Genomic DNA, 14,783 nt, shown 5'->3' on the forward strand with positions numbered 1-14,783 from the left:
GCCGCTCAGGTGGCGTCCGGGTCGATCGGCGGCCGCTCGCCCGGTTTCAGCGGCTCCGGCTGCGGGATCGCGGTCTGCGGCTTGATCGTCGGCGTGCCGTGGGAGCCGTTCGATCCGTTGAGGTCGTTCTTGAATCCGTTGAGGCCGAGCGGATCCGAATCCCCGTCGAACAAATGCTGCGTGACGACGCGCTTCGGGTCGAGGTTGCGCAGGCCGCGGAGGTCTTCGAGGGGTTTGCGCAACTGGTCGAACTCAGGCCCCATTTCCTCGCGCAGCTGCTCGCGCGCGCCGGTCGCGAAGTCGCGGGCCTTGCGGACGCTCCTCGCCATCCAGGCCGCCGCCTCGGGCAGCCGTTCGGGTCCGAGAATGAAAAGCCCGGCGATGATGAGCACGAGGATCTCGCCCCAGCCGACACTGTCGAACACCCGTGAAACCTCCGCTCGGTGCTGCCCCGCCCAAGACTACCCGGGCCGTTTGGGGTCCGGGCAGGCCCGAACGTCGCACGACAGCTGCTGTGCCGATCGTTGCTGATCCGACCACCGCCCCGGCCGGATGGCTTCGCCGGTTGCGTGCCGCGCGGGGGTCGGCCTGCTTGTGGCCGGGTCAGCAAGAACGAGTGTCAGTCGGCCCCGAGCGTGACGTCCACCACCAGCAGCGCGCCGTCGCGGGCCAGCTGCACCGGGACGACCTGGCCGGGGTCGTGGCTGCGCACCGCGACGGTCAGCTCGGCGGAGTCGCGCACGACGTGGTCGCCGACCTTGGTGATCACGTCGCCTTCCTTGATCCCCGCGGACGCCGCCGGTCCGCCCGGCGCGACGTTGCGCACCTGCGCGCCCATCGTGGACGAGCCGGCGACCGTCGAGGCCGCGTTGATCCCGATGTCGGCGTGTTTGACCTTGCCGTCCTTGATCAGCGCCTTGGCGATCTTGATGGCGTAGTCGCTGGGAATGGCGAACCCGATGCCGATGCTGCCGCCGTCGGAACTGGAGGAGCGGATCGCGGAGTTGATGCCGACCAGCGCGCCGGTCGAATCGACGAGCGCCCCGCCCGAGTTGCCGTGGTTGATCGCCGCGTCGGTCTGGATCGCCGAATAGGTGACCGGAGCGGCCCCGTTGTCGCCGCCCGCGGTGACCGGCCGGTCGAGCGCGCTGACGATGCCCGCGGTGATCGAGTTCTGCAGCGCCAGCGGCGAGCCGACCGCGATCACCGCGTCCCCGACCTGCAGGTTGGACGACTTCCCGACCTGCATCACGACCGGGTTGGTCACGTTGACCTTCACCACGGCGAGGTCGGTCTTCTGATCCGCGCCGACGATCTTGGCCTCGGTGCGCGTCCCGTCGTTGAAGACCGCGGTGATCTTCGTGGCCGCGTCGCCGACCGCGCTCGCGACCACGTGCTCGTTGGTGAGCACGTACCCCTGCGGGTCGATCACGACGCCAGAACCCTGCTCGCCGCTGTCCGCACCCGGCTTGACCACCTCGAGCGAAACCACCGCCGGCGCCACCCGCCGCGCGATGTCCGCGAGCGATCCCGGCGGCCGTTCTTTGGCCGCCTCCGCCTCGGAAATCGTGGCGCTGCCGGTCAACGTGGATCCGGTGTCCGCGACCCACCAGCCGACCAGCCCGCCCACCGCGCCGATCAGCAACGCGACGACGCCGAGCATGGCCAGCGCCTTCGGCTGCACGCGCCGCCCGAACAACACCTCCGGAAGGCTCAACCGCGCCCCGCTGGGCAGCTTCGGCCCCTCAGTCTTGTCTTCCTCGGGGACGACCGCGGGCCCGGCCAGCACCGCCCCGGACGCCGGATCCCGCCAAGGATCGCCGGGGTCAGTCCACAACGGATCCTCGGAAGCAGCGCTGTCCCCGGAAGCCTCGAGCGGCCGCTGCAACCGCACGCCCTCCGCCCCCGGAGGACGGCTGAACGCCTCCGCGAGAGACTCCGGCGTGGGCGGCGCGAGATTGAGCTTCTGCCCGTTCCCGTTGGGCACCGGGGTGTAAAGCTTGTCGAACGCCCCCTCAACCCCGTGCGGACGCCCGAAGACGGCAGCCTGCTGCTGGTCAACCGCGGGCCGCTCAAGCGGCCGAGGCCCCAGCCGGTCCGTTCCGACGGCACCGGACTGATCAGAATTAGCGTTCGGCTGGTCGGTCATCATTCCCCGGGATGCGGTTCAGTTCGGCTGGGACGACGATACCCAAGCCTAGGGAGAGTGTGCCCAGACCGCAGTGAAATGCCTGTTGCCTGCCCCGCCCGACCCATACCGCTTGGGGGCGTCAGCCCCCAAGCACCCAAACGCCCTCACCAACCGCACCAATGCACCCGACAAGCGAGGCACCCACCCCTCCCCCACCCCCGATACACAGCCAAAAACACGGCGCTGGGGTGCTTGTCAAGGCATCTTTCCCGCCTTGACAAGCACCCCAGCGCCGTAGTCACACTAAAAAATCGGGGGGCCAACGCACCCGCTAAATCCGGCAATGTCGCCGCCAGGCGACGAGCCGAAAGACTCACCGACCAGCTAACGCAGCCCCAGCCCGAACCACATCCGACTCCCCAGCCCCCGGCGCCTGAGACTCCTCAGCCGAAGCCCCGCCCTGAGGCACAGCCATCCGCGCCGGCAGCAAATTCGCATTGGGCACCCGAGCAGGCCCGGTCCCTGCAGTCCCTTCCCCGCTATCCGCCGCGGTCCCGACGAGCGCGAGCGCGCTCAGCACGAGCCCGGACACCACGACCCCGGCTCCTTGCGCCGCCCGCTTCCGGCTGAAAGCGAACCTCCCGCCGCCGAGCACGGTCGCCGACTGCCCGAGCGGCGCGGTTGTTCCCAACGGCGCCGCACCTCCCAGCACGCCGGCGTCCCGCAGCCCAGCCACCCGGTCCGGCCGCTGGATAGCCACCAGCTGGCCGTCGGCGGTCACCGCGAGATTGTCCGGCGACCCCGGCAGTTCGGTGTGCTCCGGAATCGAGCGGAGACTGGCCAGGAACCCAGCCGACATCGACGGCGCACCGGCCTCCCGCACCGCCGCGACCGCCTGCCGCTGCGCGGTCACCTCGGCCGCGCAGTCCGGGCAGCGCGCGAGGTGCGCGAGGGCACGGTCGTGGGCGGCCGGCGTCAGCTCGCCGTCGACCAGTGCGACTACCGCGTCGGGCATGAGGTGGGATTCGGCGAAACGCCAGCCGGTCATACGGACACCTTCGCAGATTCCTCCCGGGTCGCGCGACGGCGCTCGAGCGACGCGCGCAGCGCCGAGCGGCCGCGGTGGATGCGGCTGCGCACGGTGCCGAGCTTGACGCCCAGCGTCGCCCCGATCTCCTCGTACGACAGTCCTTCCACATCGCACAGCACGACCGCGGCCCGGAACTCCGGGGGCAGCTCGTCGAGCGCCTCCTGCAGGTCGGGGTCGAGGTGGGTGTCGCTGTAGTGCTGCTCCGGGCTCGGGTCGTCGCCGACGATCCGGTCGGTGTCCTCGGGCAGTCCCTCCATGCGCACGCGCGAGCGGCGGCGCGCCATGTCGAGGAACAGGTTCGTGGTGATCCGGTGCAGCCAGCCCTCGAAGGTGCCGGGCTTGTACGACGCGAGCGACCGGAAGACGCGGATGAACGTCTCCTGGGTCAGGTCCTCGGCGTCGTGCGTGTTGCCGGTGAGGCGGTAGGCGAGCCGGTACACGCGGTCGGCGTGTTCGCGCACGACCTCGTCCCACGAGGGCGGCGTCCAGGCCGCCTCGGCTGCGTCCACGGTCACCGGAGCGGCTTCCGGCAGTTCGGCGTTCTGCATCAGGGGAGCAGGCACCTCCATCTGGGTCAACTCCTCTTCACCTCTGCCAACGCGGGCCGGGCACACGGTGTTCCCGTGCGGTTGAGACTCAGTTTGTCGGCCTTCCTTATGGAACTCATGAGACCGATCTGAGAGCAGCCTGAGAAGTTGGCCTTTACCCGGTTTTCGAGGGCTTAACCGGGGCCGGAAGGCGCATACCAGGGAGCCTTCGCTGATTTATCGACAACCAGCGCTAACCTTCGCGCGTGAGTTCGGGGACAGAGGCGGCGGCCGAGACCGGGGCGGTCGGCGCCGAGCAGGTCGACGGGTACCTGCCCGACGACGACGTGCTGGCCGCGGCGCGGATGCGCGCGGCGGACCTCGGTTGCGCCCCGCTGGCCCCCGGAGCAGGCACGACGCTGCGGTTTCTCGCCGCGACGGTCGCCGCGCGGGCGGTCGTGGAGGTCGGCACCGGCTCCGGCGTGAGCGGGCTGTACCTGCTGCGCGGGATGGCTCCCGACGGCGTGCTGACCTCGATCGACGTCGAGCCGGAGTACCAGCGGGCGGCGCGCAAGACCTTCCTCGAAGCGGGCTATCCGCCGGGCCGGATGCGGCTGATCGTCGGCCGCGCGCTGGACGTGCTGCCGCGGCTCACGCCGGGCGGGTACGACCTGGTGTTCGTCGACGCCGCGCGGATCGAGTACCCCGGCTACTACGAACAGGGCGTCGCACTGCTGCGCCGCGGCGGGGTGATCGTGTTCCACCAGGTCCTGGCGGGCGGGCGGCTGACCGACCCGTCCCGGCGCGATCCGGAGACGATGGCGTTGCGCGAGGTCGCGCGGGCCGTCCGCGAGGACGCCCGGCTGATCCCGGCGCTGCTGCCGGTCGGCGGCGGCCTGCTGGTGGCCACGGCGTGCTCGTGAGTGGCAATCACGGTTAGAACCGCGATCAGCACTCACGACCCCACCAGCACCCGCTCCCTCCACCGCGCCTTGGTGCCCACCAGCACCGCCGCCACGGCCAGCCCCAGCCACCCCGCGACGGCCACGATCAGCCAGCTCCACCCGGCCCGCCCGTAGACGACGCTGCCGATCCCGCCGCCGACGCTGCTGCCCAGGTAGTACATGAGCATGTACAGCCCGCCGACCTGGCCGCGCGCGTTCTCCGGGGCGTCGGCCGCGGCCCAGCTGTTCGCGATCGAATGCGCGGCGAAGAACGCCGTGGTCAGCACGAGGAAGCCGACGACGATCAACGGCAGCGAATCCGGGATCGTCAGCAGCGCGCCGACCGCCGTCAGCACCAGCACGACGACCAACGCCTGCCGACGGCCGATCCGCGCGGACAGCCGGTTGGCCGTGGCCGACGAAACCGAGCCCAGCGCGTACGACACGAACACCAGCGACGCGATCGCCGGCGACAGGTTCAGCGGCTCGCCGGTCAGCCGGAACCCGGCCGCGTTGTAGAGCGCGACGAACGAACCCATGGCCAGCAGCGCGACGGCGTACTGCGCGAGCAACACCGGCCGGCGCACCGCGGAAAGCAGGCCGACGCCGATGTCGCGAAGGCCCTGCCGCTCCCCTGTCTTGACCGGCGAAGGCGGCAGCAGCACCACGGTCACGACCGCGCAGACCAGCGATAGCCCGGCCACCACGTACAGCGCGCCGCGCCAGCCGAACGGACCGGCGGTGAACCCGGTGGCCAGCCGACCCGTCATGCCGCCGATGGTGTTGCCCGCGATCATCGCCCCGACCGCGGTCGCGACGCCGGTCTTGCCGAGCCGTTCCACGAGGTAAGCCGTTGCCACGCCGGGAAAACCGGCGATCGCGACGCCCTGCACCGCGCGCAGCACCAGCATCAGCGAGTAGTTCGGCATCAGCGGCAGCAGAAGGCCGAGCACCGAGGACAGCACCACGGACGCGATGATCACTGGCCGCCGCCCGATCGCCTCGGACAGCGCGGCGATGGGCAGCACCGAAATCGCCAGCGCGCCGGTCGCCACGCTGACCGTGAGCGCCGCGCCGCCGGGATCGAGCCGGTACTGGCCGGCGAGCTGCGGCAGGACCGCTTGCGGGGCGTAGAGCAGGGCGAACGACGTGAAACCCGCGGCGGCGACCGCGACCTTCACCCGGCGAGCAGAGGAGAGCATGAGCCCGAAAGTAAGCTTTGCTAATCAATACGTCTAATACGTCGATCTGCGATGATTCATACCGTGCCGAATGAGAGCCTCACCGCACAGCTCGTCCCGCACCTATGTCTGCTGGCCACGCTGCGAAACACCGGAAACGTCACTCGCACGGCCGAGATCCTCGGAGTGCCGCAGCCCACAGTCAGCAGGCGGCTGGCCGCGCTGGGACAGGCCCTCGGCGCGCCGCTGACCGTGCCCGACGGCCGCGGCGTCCGGCTCACCCGTGCCGCCGAACTGCTGGCCGACGCGGCGGAACGCGCGCTGCCGGTGGTCGACGCCGGAGTCCGCCTCGCCCGCGAGGAGATCGAACCGGCGAGCGGCCACGTCGTGCTCGGGTTTCTGCACCTGCTCGGCCGGTCTCTCGTGCCGGGTTTGCTGCGCGCGTACCGCGAGCAGGCCCCGGCCGTCCGGTTCTCCCTCGTGCAGGGTTCGCTGCAGGACATAGTCGACCGGCTCGCGTCCGGGGAACTGGATCTCGCCCTGCTCGCCCCGGTCGTCGAGGACGAACGCCTGGAGACGGTCGTGCTCGACCGGCAGCCGATCCACCTGTCGGTTCCCGCCGGGCACCGGCTGGCCGGACGGAGCAGCGTGCGCGTGGCGGAGCTGGCCGACGAGCCGTTCGTGCTCCTCGAACACGGCTACGGCCTGCGCCGGATCACCGACGACCTCTGCGCCGCCGCCGGTTTCACGCCGAAGGTGGCCTTCGAGGGCCAGGAATCCGACACCGTCCGCGGGCTCGTCGGGGCCGGGCTGGGCGTCGCGCTCCTGCCGCGCTTCGAGCCGGGTTCGCCGGCCGGGGTCGCGGAAGTGCCGCTGCACCCGCCGGTGCACCGGACGATCGGGCTCGGCTGGCGTGCCGGGGAGCCGCTTTCGCCCGCCGTGCAAGCGTTCCGCGACCACGTGCTCGGCCGGACGGGCTAGCGGCCAGGGTGGTATTTGTATCCCGGTGCCGTGCTACCGTTTCCGGTATAGAAATACCGGAACCTGAGACGCGAGGGTAGTCGTGATCGAGCTGAAGACGCCTGCGGAAATCGACCGCATGCACGTGACCGGGCGGTTCGTCGCCGAGGTGCTGACCGAGGTCGGCAAGCTCGCCGACGTCGGCGTCAACCTGATGGACCTCGAACACCACGTGCGCGGCATGATCAAGCGGCGCGGGGCCGTCTCGTGCTACTGGGATTACGCGCCGTCGTTCGGCGAGGGCCCGTTCCGCAACGTCATCTGCCTGTCGGTCAACGACGCCGTCCTGCACGGCCTGCCGCACGACTACACCCTGCGCGACGGCGACGTGCTCACCGCGGACATCGCAGTCACCATCGACGGCTGGGCGGCCGACTCGGCGCGCACGGTCATCGTCGGCACGCCCGCCGAGGAGGACCAGCGGATCATCCGGGCCACCGAGGAAGCACTCGAAGCCGCGATCGAGGCCTCGCGCGCGGGCAACCGGCTCGGCGACATCTCAGCCGCGATCGAAGCGGTCGCGACCGGCTACGGCTACCCGGTCAACACCGAGTTCGGCGGCCACGGCATCGGCCGCACGATGCATGGCGACCCGCACGTGTCCAACCGCGGCAAGGCAGGCCGCGGCATGAAACTCCGCCCCGGCCTGACGCTCGCGCTGGAACCCTGGCTGGCCGCCACGACGGACAAGATCGTCTACGACCCGGACGGCTGGACCATCCGCTCCGCCGACGGCTCGCGCACCGCGCATTCGGAGCACACGGTGGCGATCACCGAGGGAGACCCGATCGTGCTGACGCGTCGCGAGGACGAGCTGGCGGGGAAGAAGTAGCACGGGCGGACTGCCGCAGCGGAAGCTCCAGACTGGGCCGGGGAGGGCGAACTCCCGGAGCGAGGGCAGCTCCGGGATCAGCCCGCGGAGAAGCCGCGCGCCGCGAACCCGGATGCGCCGCGCCCGCAGGAATGGTGCCCCCGTCCGGAGCGAGGGCAGCCCCCGCGGAAACCGCGCACGGGGCACCACGTCGTCAGACGTCTTGCCCGCGATGCCCAGGTGCGTCCGGGGACCGGGCCGTGAACTCCCGCAAGAACAGCTTCGGGATCAGCCCGCGCAGGAAACCGCGCAACGTCGTCATACGTCCCTCGCGCACGCGCGCGAACTGCCCGGCAGCCCGCAGGATCAGCCCTCGTAGGAAGCCGCGAACTCCACCAACGTCCGCGCCCCGAAACCCGATGCGCCGGGCACCACGTCGTCATACGTCTCTCGCCCACGCCCGGGACCCGCCCGGCAGCCCGCAGGATCAACCCTCGTACGAAGCCGCGAACTCCACCAACGTCCGCGCCGCGAAACCCGAAGCACCGGGTACCACGTCGTCGTACGTTTTGTCCGCGCGTGCCGGGCCCGCGATGTCCAGGTGTGCCCACGGCAGCCCCGCCGTGAACTCGCGCAGGAACAGGGCCGCCATGATGCCGCCTGGGCCGTTGGGGGCCTGCCGGACGTCGCCGAGTTCGCCTTCGATGCCGGTCGCGTAGTCCTCGACCAGCGGCATCCGCCACCAGGCCTCCCCGGCGCGGGCCCCGGCCTTGAGCAGGCGTTCGGCGAGGTCGTCGTCGGTCGCGAAGAAGCCGCCGGTGCGCAGGCCGAGCGAGACCTTCATCGCGCCGGTCAGCGTGGCCGCGTCGACGATCAGGTCCGGTTTGTGCTGGGCGATTCCGTAGGCGAGCGCGTCGGCCATCACCATCCGGCCCTCGGCGTCGGTGTTGCCGATCTCGGTGGTCTGGCCGCCGTAGTGGCGCACGATGTCGCCCGGCCGGTACGAGCCGCCGGAGACGTGGTTTTCCGCCGCGGGCACCAGCGCGGTGACGCGCACCGGCAGGTTCAGCTCCCCGATCGCGCGCATCGCGGCGATCACGGCCGCGCCGCCCGCCATGTCGGTGCGCATCAGGTGCATGCCGTCGGCCGGTTTCAGCGAAAGGCCGCCGGTGTCGAAGGTGATCCCCTTGCCCACGAACAGCAGGTGCTTCGTCGCGCCGCGCGGACTGTGCGTCATTTCGATCAGGCGCGGCGGCGAAGCCGAACCGCCGCCGACTGCCAGAATTCCGCCGAACCCGTTGTCCGCGAGCCACTTCTCGTCTCGCACCGTCACGTCGACCGTGCGGCCCAGCACCTTCGCCGTGGTGTTCGCGAGCCACGCCGGGTTCTTGATGTTCGACGGCGTGTTCGCGAGGTCGCGCGTAAAGGCAGCAGCCGCCGCGAGAACACGTACGCGAGCGACAGCGTCCGCGTACGCGGGCACAGCGCGCTCGTGCGCGACAACCAGGCGTACGGCGGGCACCGGCGGCTTCGGCTCTGTCGTGGTGACCACGAACCGATACCCGCCCAGCGACAGTCCCACCGCTAACTCCGCGGCGTGCTCCGCTGTCGCGTCCTCGGGCAGTACGACCTGGACTGTCCGGATCGGACTGTTCTCCGCCGCTTCGCGGAACGCGCGCGCCAACGCGGCACCGGTCGATCGAAAGTCCTTCGGCGCGCCTTCGCCGATACCGGCCACCCAGCGTGGACCATCGCCGTCTTCGGGCACTTCGCGTACTTCGGCGGTGCGTCCGCTCGCCCCGTACGACGCGCCTTCCTCCGCCTCGGCCGGCGCGACCAGCACTGCTCGCGGCACTCCGCGGCGCGTCGCGGCGACGACCTCGATTTCGGGCAGCTTCGTGGGAACGGGTGGTAGCGAGTTACGCACAGCGAGCAACCTTAGGGCGCAGACGAACCGACCCCGGCCTCCAAGAGGAGACCGGGGTGCACAGTGGACAGAGCGGGGAGAGCGCAGGTCAGCCAGTGACCTCCTGCAGTGCGGCTCCGAGGTCCTTCGCTTCCTCCGCGGAGAGCTCGACGACCAGCCGGCCGCCACCCTCCAGTGGCACCCGCATGACGAGGCCCCGCCCCTCCTTGGTCACTTCGAGGGGACCATCTCCGGTCCGGGGCTTCATGGCCGCCATAGCGTGCTCCCTCCGTCTCAACCGGCGCGCCCGGGTCGCGCACTCCCATGCCAGCCGGGTCTCGTCCCCCATTGTCCCTCATCAGCGCCCGGGCGCGAACGCGGACCGATCATTTGCCGCCGCATCGGTGCTGGTATGCCGCCCGCCGAGGGTGCGAGACTCAGTACCGAGAACCCGAGCCGCAGCTTCAGAGGAGCATTTCGTGACCACATCCGACGTCCTGTTGACCGCCGACGCCGACGGCGTGCGCACCCTGACCCTGAACCGGCCGGAGGCGTACAACTCGCTGACCGTCGAGCTCAAGGAGCGCCTGCTCGCCGAGCTGCGCGCGGCCGCCGAGGACCCGGACGTCCGCGCGGTGGTGCTCACCGGCACCGGCAAGGCGTTCTGCGCCGGACAGGACCTCAAGGAGCACGTCGGCCTGCTGCAGGCGAACGACCCGGCCCCGCTGCACACGGTGAGCGAGCACTACAACCCGATCGTCAAGGCGATCACCGGGATGCCGAAGCCGGTCGTCGCGGCGGTGAACGGCACCGCGGCCGGGGCCGGGGCGGCGTTCGCGTATGCCAGTGACCTGCGGATCGCGGCTGAGTCGTCGTCGTTCTTGATGGCCTTCGCGAACGTGGGGCTGGGGCCGGACTCGGGGGCGTCTTGGACGTTGCAGCGGCTGATTGGGTACGGGCGGGCTGCTGAGCTGATGTTGATGGCTCGGACGGTGGACTCGGCCGAGGCGTTGCGGATCGGGCTTGTCGGGGAGGTCGTGCCGGACGAGGAGCTGGCGGCTCGGGCGCAGAAGGTGGCGGCGAAGCTCGCGGCCGGGCCGACGGTGGCTTACGCGAAGATCAAGGGGGTGTTGGCGGTGGCCGCGGAGTCTTCGCTGGAGGAGGCGTTGGCTGCGGAGGATGCTGCGCAGACTGAGCTGGGTGGGACGAAGGATCACGCGGAGGCGGTGGAGGCGTTTGTGGGGAAGAGGAAGCCTCAGTTTCAGGGGAAGTGAAGGTTTTGAGGATGAGCGGCTTCGCCGCTGAAAAGAGGGTTGCGGTGGGGCACCCCGAAGTTTGATTGTGCTGACGGTCTGGGGGTGCTTGTCAAGGCGGGAAAGATGCCTTGACAAGCACCCCCAGACCGCAGGGAGGCTTCGTATCGGGGTGTGGGGGAGGGGCTGGGTGCCACGCTGTTTGGGTGCAGAGGTGCGGTTTTAGGGCCTGTGGGGGATTCCGCGGGCGTGAGGGTGGCCTCGCGGGCCTTTAGGTTGCGCGGAAGCAGCCTTTTACGTGGTCGTCTACCATGCCGGTCGCCTGCATCAGGGCGTAGCAGGTGGTTGGGCCCAGGAAGGCGAAGCCGCGTTTCTTCAGATCCTTTGCCATTGCCTTGGACTCGTCGGTGATTGCCGGTACGTCTGCCATGGTGCGGGGGCGGCGGTGTTTTGCCGGGGCGAAGGACCACAGCAGTTTGTCCAGCGGGATGTCCAGGTCTGCTACTGCGCGGGCGTTTTTCACCGCTGCCTCGATCTTCGCGCGGTTGCGGACGATTCCGGCGTCGTGCATCAGGCGTTCGATGTCCTTCTCGCCGAAGCGGGCGACCTTCTCCGGCACGAAGCCTCGGAAGGCTTTTCGGAAGTTCTCGCGTTTGCGCAGGATGGTGATCCAGGACAGGCCGGACTGAAACGATTCCAGGCACAGGCGTTCGTACAGCTCCGCCTCGCCGTGGAGCGGGACTCCCCACTCCTCGTCGTGGTACACCGCGTAGTCCGGGGCCGAGTTGCCCCAGCTGCAGCGGGCGATGCCGTCTTCGCCCAGCAGATCCGTCATTGTTCCCCCATTGAATAGTTTTCCGCGAACCTCGCGAACTGCCGCAGCGAATGGCGTACTCCCAGGGCGAACGCCGGGCGCGCCAGGGGCCAGCCTGCGCGGCCGAGGAGGCCGAACGGGAGTTTGAGGTGTTCGGCCCACACGAAGGTGCACTGTCCGGCGCCCTTGGCCAGCACCTGGAACACTCCGGTTCCCTGCACGAGGCTGCCCAGGTGGCGCACCGTGCAGCGCAGCGGCGGTTCCCAGGTCGTGATTTCCATCGTGTCGGTGAAGCCGATGCCGCCGAAGCCGGTGAAGGCCGCCAGCTTCGAGCCCACGCTGCGGCCGTTGCCCTCGATGACGCGTACTGACGTGCCGAGCATCCACTCGCCTTGGCGGGCCCAGTCGGTGAGTGCGAGCCAGGTCGTGCCAGCCGGTGCCGCGACGTCTACCGACAGCACCAGGTCACTCACCCGCCGGCCTCCGGTGCGCCCCTTCGCGCGGCTGCAGCGCGGCCTCGAGCCGGGCGACCCGTTCGCGCAGTTCGTCCAGTTCCACCCCGGTCCTGCGCAGCACCCAGTCTACTTCGGACATTTTGTAGCCGCGGAACACGAGCTGGAAGCGCACCTGGCGGACGTCCTCGCCGGTGATGTCCTCGGCGGGCAGGCGGGTGGGCGAGCTGCCCGGCGGCAGCGGCGCCAGTTCCTCGCCCCGGCCGAACACCACAGCGGCCAGGAGGAACACCACGGCGGCCACCAGCAGCATGACTACGAGGTAGATCAGCGCGGTCGTCACGCGACGATCGTGGCACACCGCCGCCAGGAACGTCGCGCTAGCACGACAAGTCGGAACGACAGGACCACCCAGGCGACCATCAGCAGGCCGCACGGACCGCTGAGGAACAGCCGCGCGGCGTCGACCACCCCGGTCGCTCCGACCAGCAGCAGCACGGAGAACAGGTTGAGGCCCACCGCGATCGCGCCGAGCGCCCGGCAGAACCTGGCCGTGCGGACCCCGTCGAAGCGGCGGCTGAGGAACCGCGTGCCCAGCAGCGCGAGAAGGCCGAGCGCGGGCACGGCGTAGATCGCGGCGTGGGTGAACTGCGTGACGTACAGGTACCAGCCGGGGTTCGGCGTGGTCAGCCGCGACCAGGCGCCGTAGGTGAAAACGCGCGCCAGCTCCCACGACGTCTGCATCGCGGGCACTCCGAGCACGAGCAGCCACAGCGTCCGCACGCCATTGTGCATGCTCAGTTCCGCTTGGTAGTCACCGGCGATCTCGCGGACCTGCCCGAAATCCGCTATCGCCCGGCGTTGCGCCTCGAGTTCGCTCCAACCGCCTTCGCGGTACGCCTGGGCCGCGTCCTGCAGACCGTCGCGTGCTTCGGCGAGCAGGTCCGCCTTCGGGCCGCGGCGGCCGATCAGCGCGCGGTCCAGTTCGGCCAGGTAGGCCTCGACGGGACCGAGCGCGGTCTGGCTTGTCGTGGTCATGGTTCCAGCACTCCGCCGATCACCGTGGTGAACTCCCGCCACTGCGCCCGTTCCGCGGCCAGCGCCTGCTGCCCGGCGCGAGTGAGCCGGTAGGTGCGCCGTTTGCGGCCGGACACCACATCCCACTCGCTGGCCAGCCAGCCCGCGCGCTCGAGCCGGCGCAACGCCGGGTACACCGTGCCGGTGGGCAGGTCGAGCGCTCCGTCGCTGCGCAGCGCGAGCGCCTCGATGATCGCGTAGCCGTGCAGCTTGCGGCCGTCGAGGACCGCCAGCAGCAACGCGTCGAGGTGTCCGCGCAACGTGTCCGCTTTCATAGGTCGCCAGTCTACTCATCTTGACCTTGGCAGGCTAATCCCCGAAGCCCGCACGACCGTCCGGGAAAACCCTGAGATCACCCCGATCTCATGGGTTTCGCCGCTACATGTAGCCGCACTACCTATAGGCTTCGTCGGCATGGACCCACTGCCGATCGCGAGACTCCAGTTCGCGACCACCACCTCGTTCCACTTCCTGTTTGTGCTGCTCACCCTGGGTTTGGTGACCATGGTGGCGATCCTGCAGACCCGCGCGACACTCCGCGGCGGCGAGCAGCCGCACCGGATGACCGCGTTCTGGGGCCGCCTGTACGTGGTCAACTACGCACTCGGAATCGTCACCGGAATCGTGATGGAATTCCAGTTCGGGATGACCTGGACCGGGCTTTCCGCGTTCGCCGGGGACGTTTTCGGCGCGCCGCTCGCGATCGAGACGCTGGTGGCGTTCTTCCTCGAATCGACGTTCCTCGGAGTGTGGATCTTCGGCCGGGGCCGGATGAACAAGTGGCTGCACCTGGCGGTGTTGTGGATGGTCACGCTGACCGCGTACGCCTCCGCGCTGTTCATCATGGTCGCCAACTCGTTCCTGCAGAACCCGGTCGGCTCGCGGATGGAGAACGGCGTGCTGCGGCTGGACGGCTTCGGCGCGTTGTTCACCAATCCGGCGCTGGTCGCGGCGCTGCCGCACGTCCTCGGGGCCGCGCTGCTGACCGGCGGGTTCTTCGTGACCGGGGTCAGCGCGTACCACTTTCTCAAGCGCACCAGCGAGATCGACTTCTTCCGCCGGTCGCTGCGGATCGGCGTCGTGACGTCGCTGCTCGGCAGCGTGCTGGTGGTCCAGGCCGGGTTCTCGCAGTTCGCCGAGGTCGCCGGGTATCAGCCGGGCAAGTTCACCGGCTCGGTGGCCGTCGGGCTGCCGCTCGGGATGATGATCAACGTCGGCTTTTTCGCGTTCTTCGCGGCGTTGATCGGCACCGTGCTGCTGTACCGCGACCTGCTGCTGCGGGCTCGGCTGGTGCTGTTCCTGATGGTTCCGGGGATCGCTCTGCCGTTCCTCGCGGCGATCCTGGGCTGGCTGGTCCGCGAGATCGGCCGTCAGCCGTGGCTGGTGTGGGGCAAGCTGCGCACCGCGGACGCCGTCGCCGACGTCAGCGGCGGGCAGATCCTGTTCTCCTTCATCGCTTTCACGCTGCTGTTTCTCGTGCTGGCCATCGCCGACGGGGTGCTGCTCGCGCGGATCGCCAAACGCGGTCCGGCAGTGGCCGCCGAACCCGAATTTCCTGTCCTGAGTGGAGTGTGACC

The 14,783-nt window shown here is 69.9% G+C and carries 18 protein-coding genes; 5 read left to right on the top strand and 13 right to left on the bottom strand.

Annotation, left to right across the window (positions count from 1 at the left end):
* Positions 1-5: 5 nt before the first annotated feature.
* The 4 genes from tatB to sigE form a co-directional block, all read right to left on the bottom strand.
* Positions 6-425: a Sec-independent protein translocase protein TatB gene (gene tatB, locus F9C12_RS18395; protein ID WP_409183199.1), complete on the bottom strand. Its 420-nt coding sequence runs from the start codon at positions 423-425 to the stop codon at positions 6-8.
* 194 nt (positions 426-619) lie between these two features.
* The gene (locus F9C12_RS18400) at positions 620-2,149 is read right to left on the bottom strand and encodes a S1C family serine protease (RefSeq protein ID WP_409466696.1); all 1,530 of its coding nucleotides are present in this window, start codon (positions 2,147-2,149) and stop codon (positions 620-622) included.
* Positions 2,150-2,504: 355 nt separating this feature from the next.
* The gene (locus F9C12_RS18405; protein WP_409466697.1) at positions 2,505-3,179 is read right to left on the bottom strand and encodes an anti-sigma factor family protein; all 675 of its coding nucleotides are present in this window, start codon (positions 3,177-3,179) and stop codon (positions 2,505-2,507) included.
* The gene (gene sigE, locus F9C12_RS18410) at positions 3,176-3,790 is read right to left on the bottom strand and encodes an RNA polymerase sigma factor SigE (protein WP_037353366.1); all 615 of its coding nucleotides are present in this window, start codon (positions 3,788-3,790) and stop codon (positions 3,176-3,178) included. Before sigE ends, F9C12_RS18405 begins: the two co-directional genes overlap by 4 nt.
* Positions 3,791-4,014: 224 nt before the next feature.
* On the opposite strand from sigE, the gene F9C12_RS18415 reads away from it, so the two are divergent.
* Entirely contained in the window at positions 4,015-4,671 is a 657-nt protein-coding gene (locus tag F9C12_RS18415) for an O-methyltransferase (protein WP_409183202.1), read from the top strand.
* Positions 4,672-4,703: 32 nt separating this feature from the next.
* Here F9C12_RS18415 and F9C12_RS18420 read toward each other — a convergent pair whose 3' ends face one another.
* Entirely contained in the window at positions 4,704-5,894 is a 1,191-nt protein-coding gene (locus tag F9C12_RS18420; RefSeq protein WP_409466698.1) for an MFS transporter, read from the bottom strand.
* A gap of 51 nt (positions 5,895-5,945) precedes the next feature.
* On the opposite strand from F9C12_RS18420, the gene F9C12_RS18425 reads away from it, so the two are divergent.
* A complete protein-coding gene (locus tag F9C12_RS18425) occupies positions 5,946-6,854 on the top strand; it encodes a LysR family transcriptional regulator (protein WP_409466699.1) in 909 nt (302 codons plus the stop codon).
* Between the two features lie 82 nt (positions 6,855-6,936).
* Positions 6,937-7,725 (top strand): type I methionyl aminopeptidase, encoded by a 789-nt coding sequence (gene map, locus F9C12_RS18430; protein WP_409466700.1) that lies wholly within the window; start codon positions 6,937-6,939, stop codon positions 7,723-7,725.
* Between the two features lie 193 nt (positions 7,726-7,918).
* Here the strand turns inward: map and F9C12_RS18435 are convergent, their stop codons facing one another.
* The 3 genes from F9C12_RS18435 to F9C12_RS18445 all read right to left on the bottom strand — a co-directional run bounded on the left by F9C12_RS18435 (position 7,919) and on the right by F9C12_RS18445 (position 9,887).
* Complete coding sequence (locus F9C12_RS18435) at positions 7,919-8,041, bottom strand: hypothetical protein (protein WP_409466701.1); 123 nt, start codon at positions 8,039-8,041, stop codon at positions 7,919-7,921.
* 150 nt (positions 8,042-8,191) lie between these two features.
* Positions 8,192-9,631, bottom strand: a complete 1,440-nt coding sequence (locus F9C12_RS18440; RefSeq protein WP_409466702.1) for a leucyl aminopeptidase family protein — start codon at positions 9,629-9,631, stop codon at positions 8,192-8,194.
* An 88-nt stretch (positions 9,632-9,719) separates the two neighbouring features.
* Positions 9,720-9,887, bottom strand: coding sequence for a DUF3117 domain-containing protein (locus F9C12_RS18445; RefSeq protein ID WP_005155393.1), 168 nt, complete (start codon positions 9,885-9,887; stop codon positions 9,720-9,722).
* 202 nt (positions 9,888-10,089) lie between these two features.
* On the opposite strand from F9C12_RS18445, the gene F9C12_RS18450 reads away from it, so the two are divergent.
* On the top strand, positions 10,090-10,884 hold the full coding sequence (locus F9C12_RS18450) for an enoyl-CoA hydratase-related protein (protein ID WP_409466703.1): 795 nt from the start codon (positions 10,090-10,092) through the stop codon (positions 10,882-10,884).
* Between the two features lie 250 nt (positions 10,885-11,134).
* Here F9C12_RS18450 and F9C12_RS18455 read toward each other — a convergent pair whose 3' ends face one another.
* Genes F9C12_RS18455 through F9C12_RS18475 form a run of 5 tightly spaced genes read right to left on the bottom strand, consistent with a single transcriptional unit; the run spans position 11,135 to position 13,481 of the window.
* Complete coding sequence (locus F9C12_RS18455; RefSeq protein ID WP_409466704.1) at positions 11,135-11,698, bottom strand: DNA-3-methyladenine glycosylase I; 564 nt, start codon at positions 11,696-11,698, stop codon at positions 11,135-11,137.
* Entirely contained in the window at positions 11,695-12,150 is a 456-nt protein-coding gene (locus F9C12_RS18460; RefSeq protein WP_409183210.1) for an SRPBCC family protein, read from the bottom strand. The genes F9C12_RS18455 and F9C12_RS18460 overlap by 4 nt, the downstream gene beginning before the upstream one ends.
* Positions 12,143-12,472, bottom strand: coding sequence for a DivIVA domain-containing protein (locus F9C12_RS18465; RefSeq protein WP_409183211.1), 330 nt, complete (start codon positions 12,470-12,472; stop codon positions 12,143-12,145). Before F9C12_RS18465 ends, F9C12_RS18460 begins: the two co-directional genes overlap by 8 nt.
* Entirely contained in the window at positions 12,469-13,167 is a 699-nt protein-coding gene (locus tag F9C12_RS18470; RefSeq protein ID WP_409466705.1) for a permease prefix domain 1-containing protein, read from the bottom strand. The genes F9C12_RS18465 and F9C12_RS18470 overlap by 4 nt, the downstream gene beginning before the upstream one ends.
* Positions 13,164-13,481 carry a helix-turn-helix transcriptional regulator gene (locus F9C12_RS18475; RefSeq protein ID WP_043831991.1) on the bottom strand — a complete coding sequence of 106 codons (318 nt, stop codon included), beginning with the start codon at positions 13,479-13,481 and terminating at the stop codon, positions 13,164-13,166. Before F9C12_RS18475 ends, F9C12_RS18470 begins: the two co-directional genes overlap by 4 nt.
* Before the next feature lie 139 nt (positions 13,482-13,620).
* Here F9C12_RS18475 and F9C12_RS18480 point away from each other — a divergent pair, with 139 nt between their 5' ends.
* Complete coding sequence (locus F9C12_RS18480; protein ID WP_409466706.1) at positions 13,621-14,781, top strand: cytochrome ubiquinol oxidase subunit I; 1,161 nt, start codon at positions 13,621-13,623, stop codon at positions 14,779-14,781.
* Positions 14,782-14,783: the final 2 nt, after the last annotated feature.

This window comes from Amycolatopsis sp. GA6-003 (assembly GCF_046267895.1).
Taxonomy (GTDB): domain Bacteria; phylum Actinomycetota; class Actinomycetes; order Mycobacteriales; family Pseudonocardiaceae; genus Amycolatopsis.

Excerpts from the sequence above, each read along its gene's own strand:
- F9C12_RS18400 (WP_409466696.1), bottom strand. The coding sequence starts at position 2,149 with ATGACCGACCAGCCGAACGCTAATTCTGATCAGTCCGGTGCCGTCGGA.
- F9C12_RS18405 (WP_409466697.1), bottom strand. The coding sequence starts at position 3,179 with ATGACCGGCTGGCGTTTCGCCGAATCCCACCTCATGCCCGACGCGGTA.
- sigE (WP_037353366.1), bottom strand. The coding sequence starts at position 3,790 with ATGGAGGTGCCTGCTCCCCTGATGCAGAACGCCGAACTGCCGGAAGCC.
- F9C12_RS18420 (WP_409466698.1), bottom strand. The coding sequence starts at position 5,894 with ATGCTCTCCTCTGCTCGCCGGGTGAAGGTCGCGGTCGCCGCCGCGGGT.
- F9C12_RS18425 (WP_409466699.1), top strand. The coding sequence starts at position 5,946 with ATGATTCATACCGTGCCGAATGAGAGCCTCACCGCACAGCTCGTCCCG.
- F9C12_RS18445 (WP_005155393.1), bottom strand. The coding sequence starts at position 9,887 with ATGGCGGCCATGAAGCCCCGGACCGGAGATGGTCCCCTCGAAGTGACC.
- F9C12_RS18455 (WP_409466704.1), bottom strand. The coding sequence starts at position 11,698 with ATGACGGATCTGCTGGGCGAAGACGGCATCGCCCGCTGCAGCTGGGGC.
- F9C12_RS18470 (WP_409466705.1), bottom strand. The coding sequence starts at position 13,167 with ATGACCACGACAAGCCAGACCGCGCTCGGTCCCGTCGAGGCCTACCTG.
- F9C12_RS18475 (WP_043831991.1), bottom strand. The coding sequence starts at position 13,481 with ATGAAAGCGGACACGTTGCGCGGACACCTCGACGCGTTGCTGCTGGCG.
- F9C12_RS18480 (WP_409466706.1), top strand. The coding sequence starts at position 13,621 with ATGGACCCACTGCCGATCGCGAGACTCCAGTTCGCGACCACCACCTCG.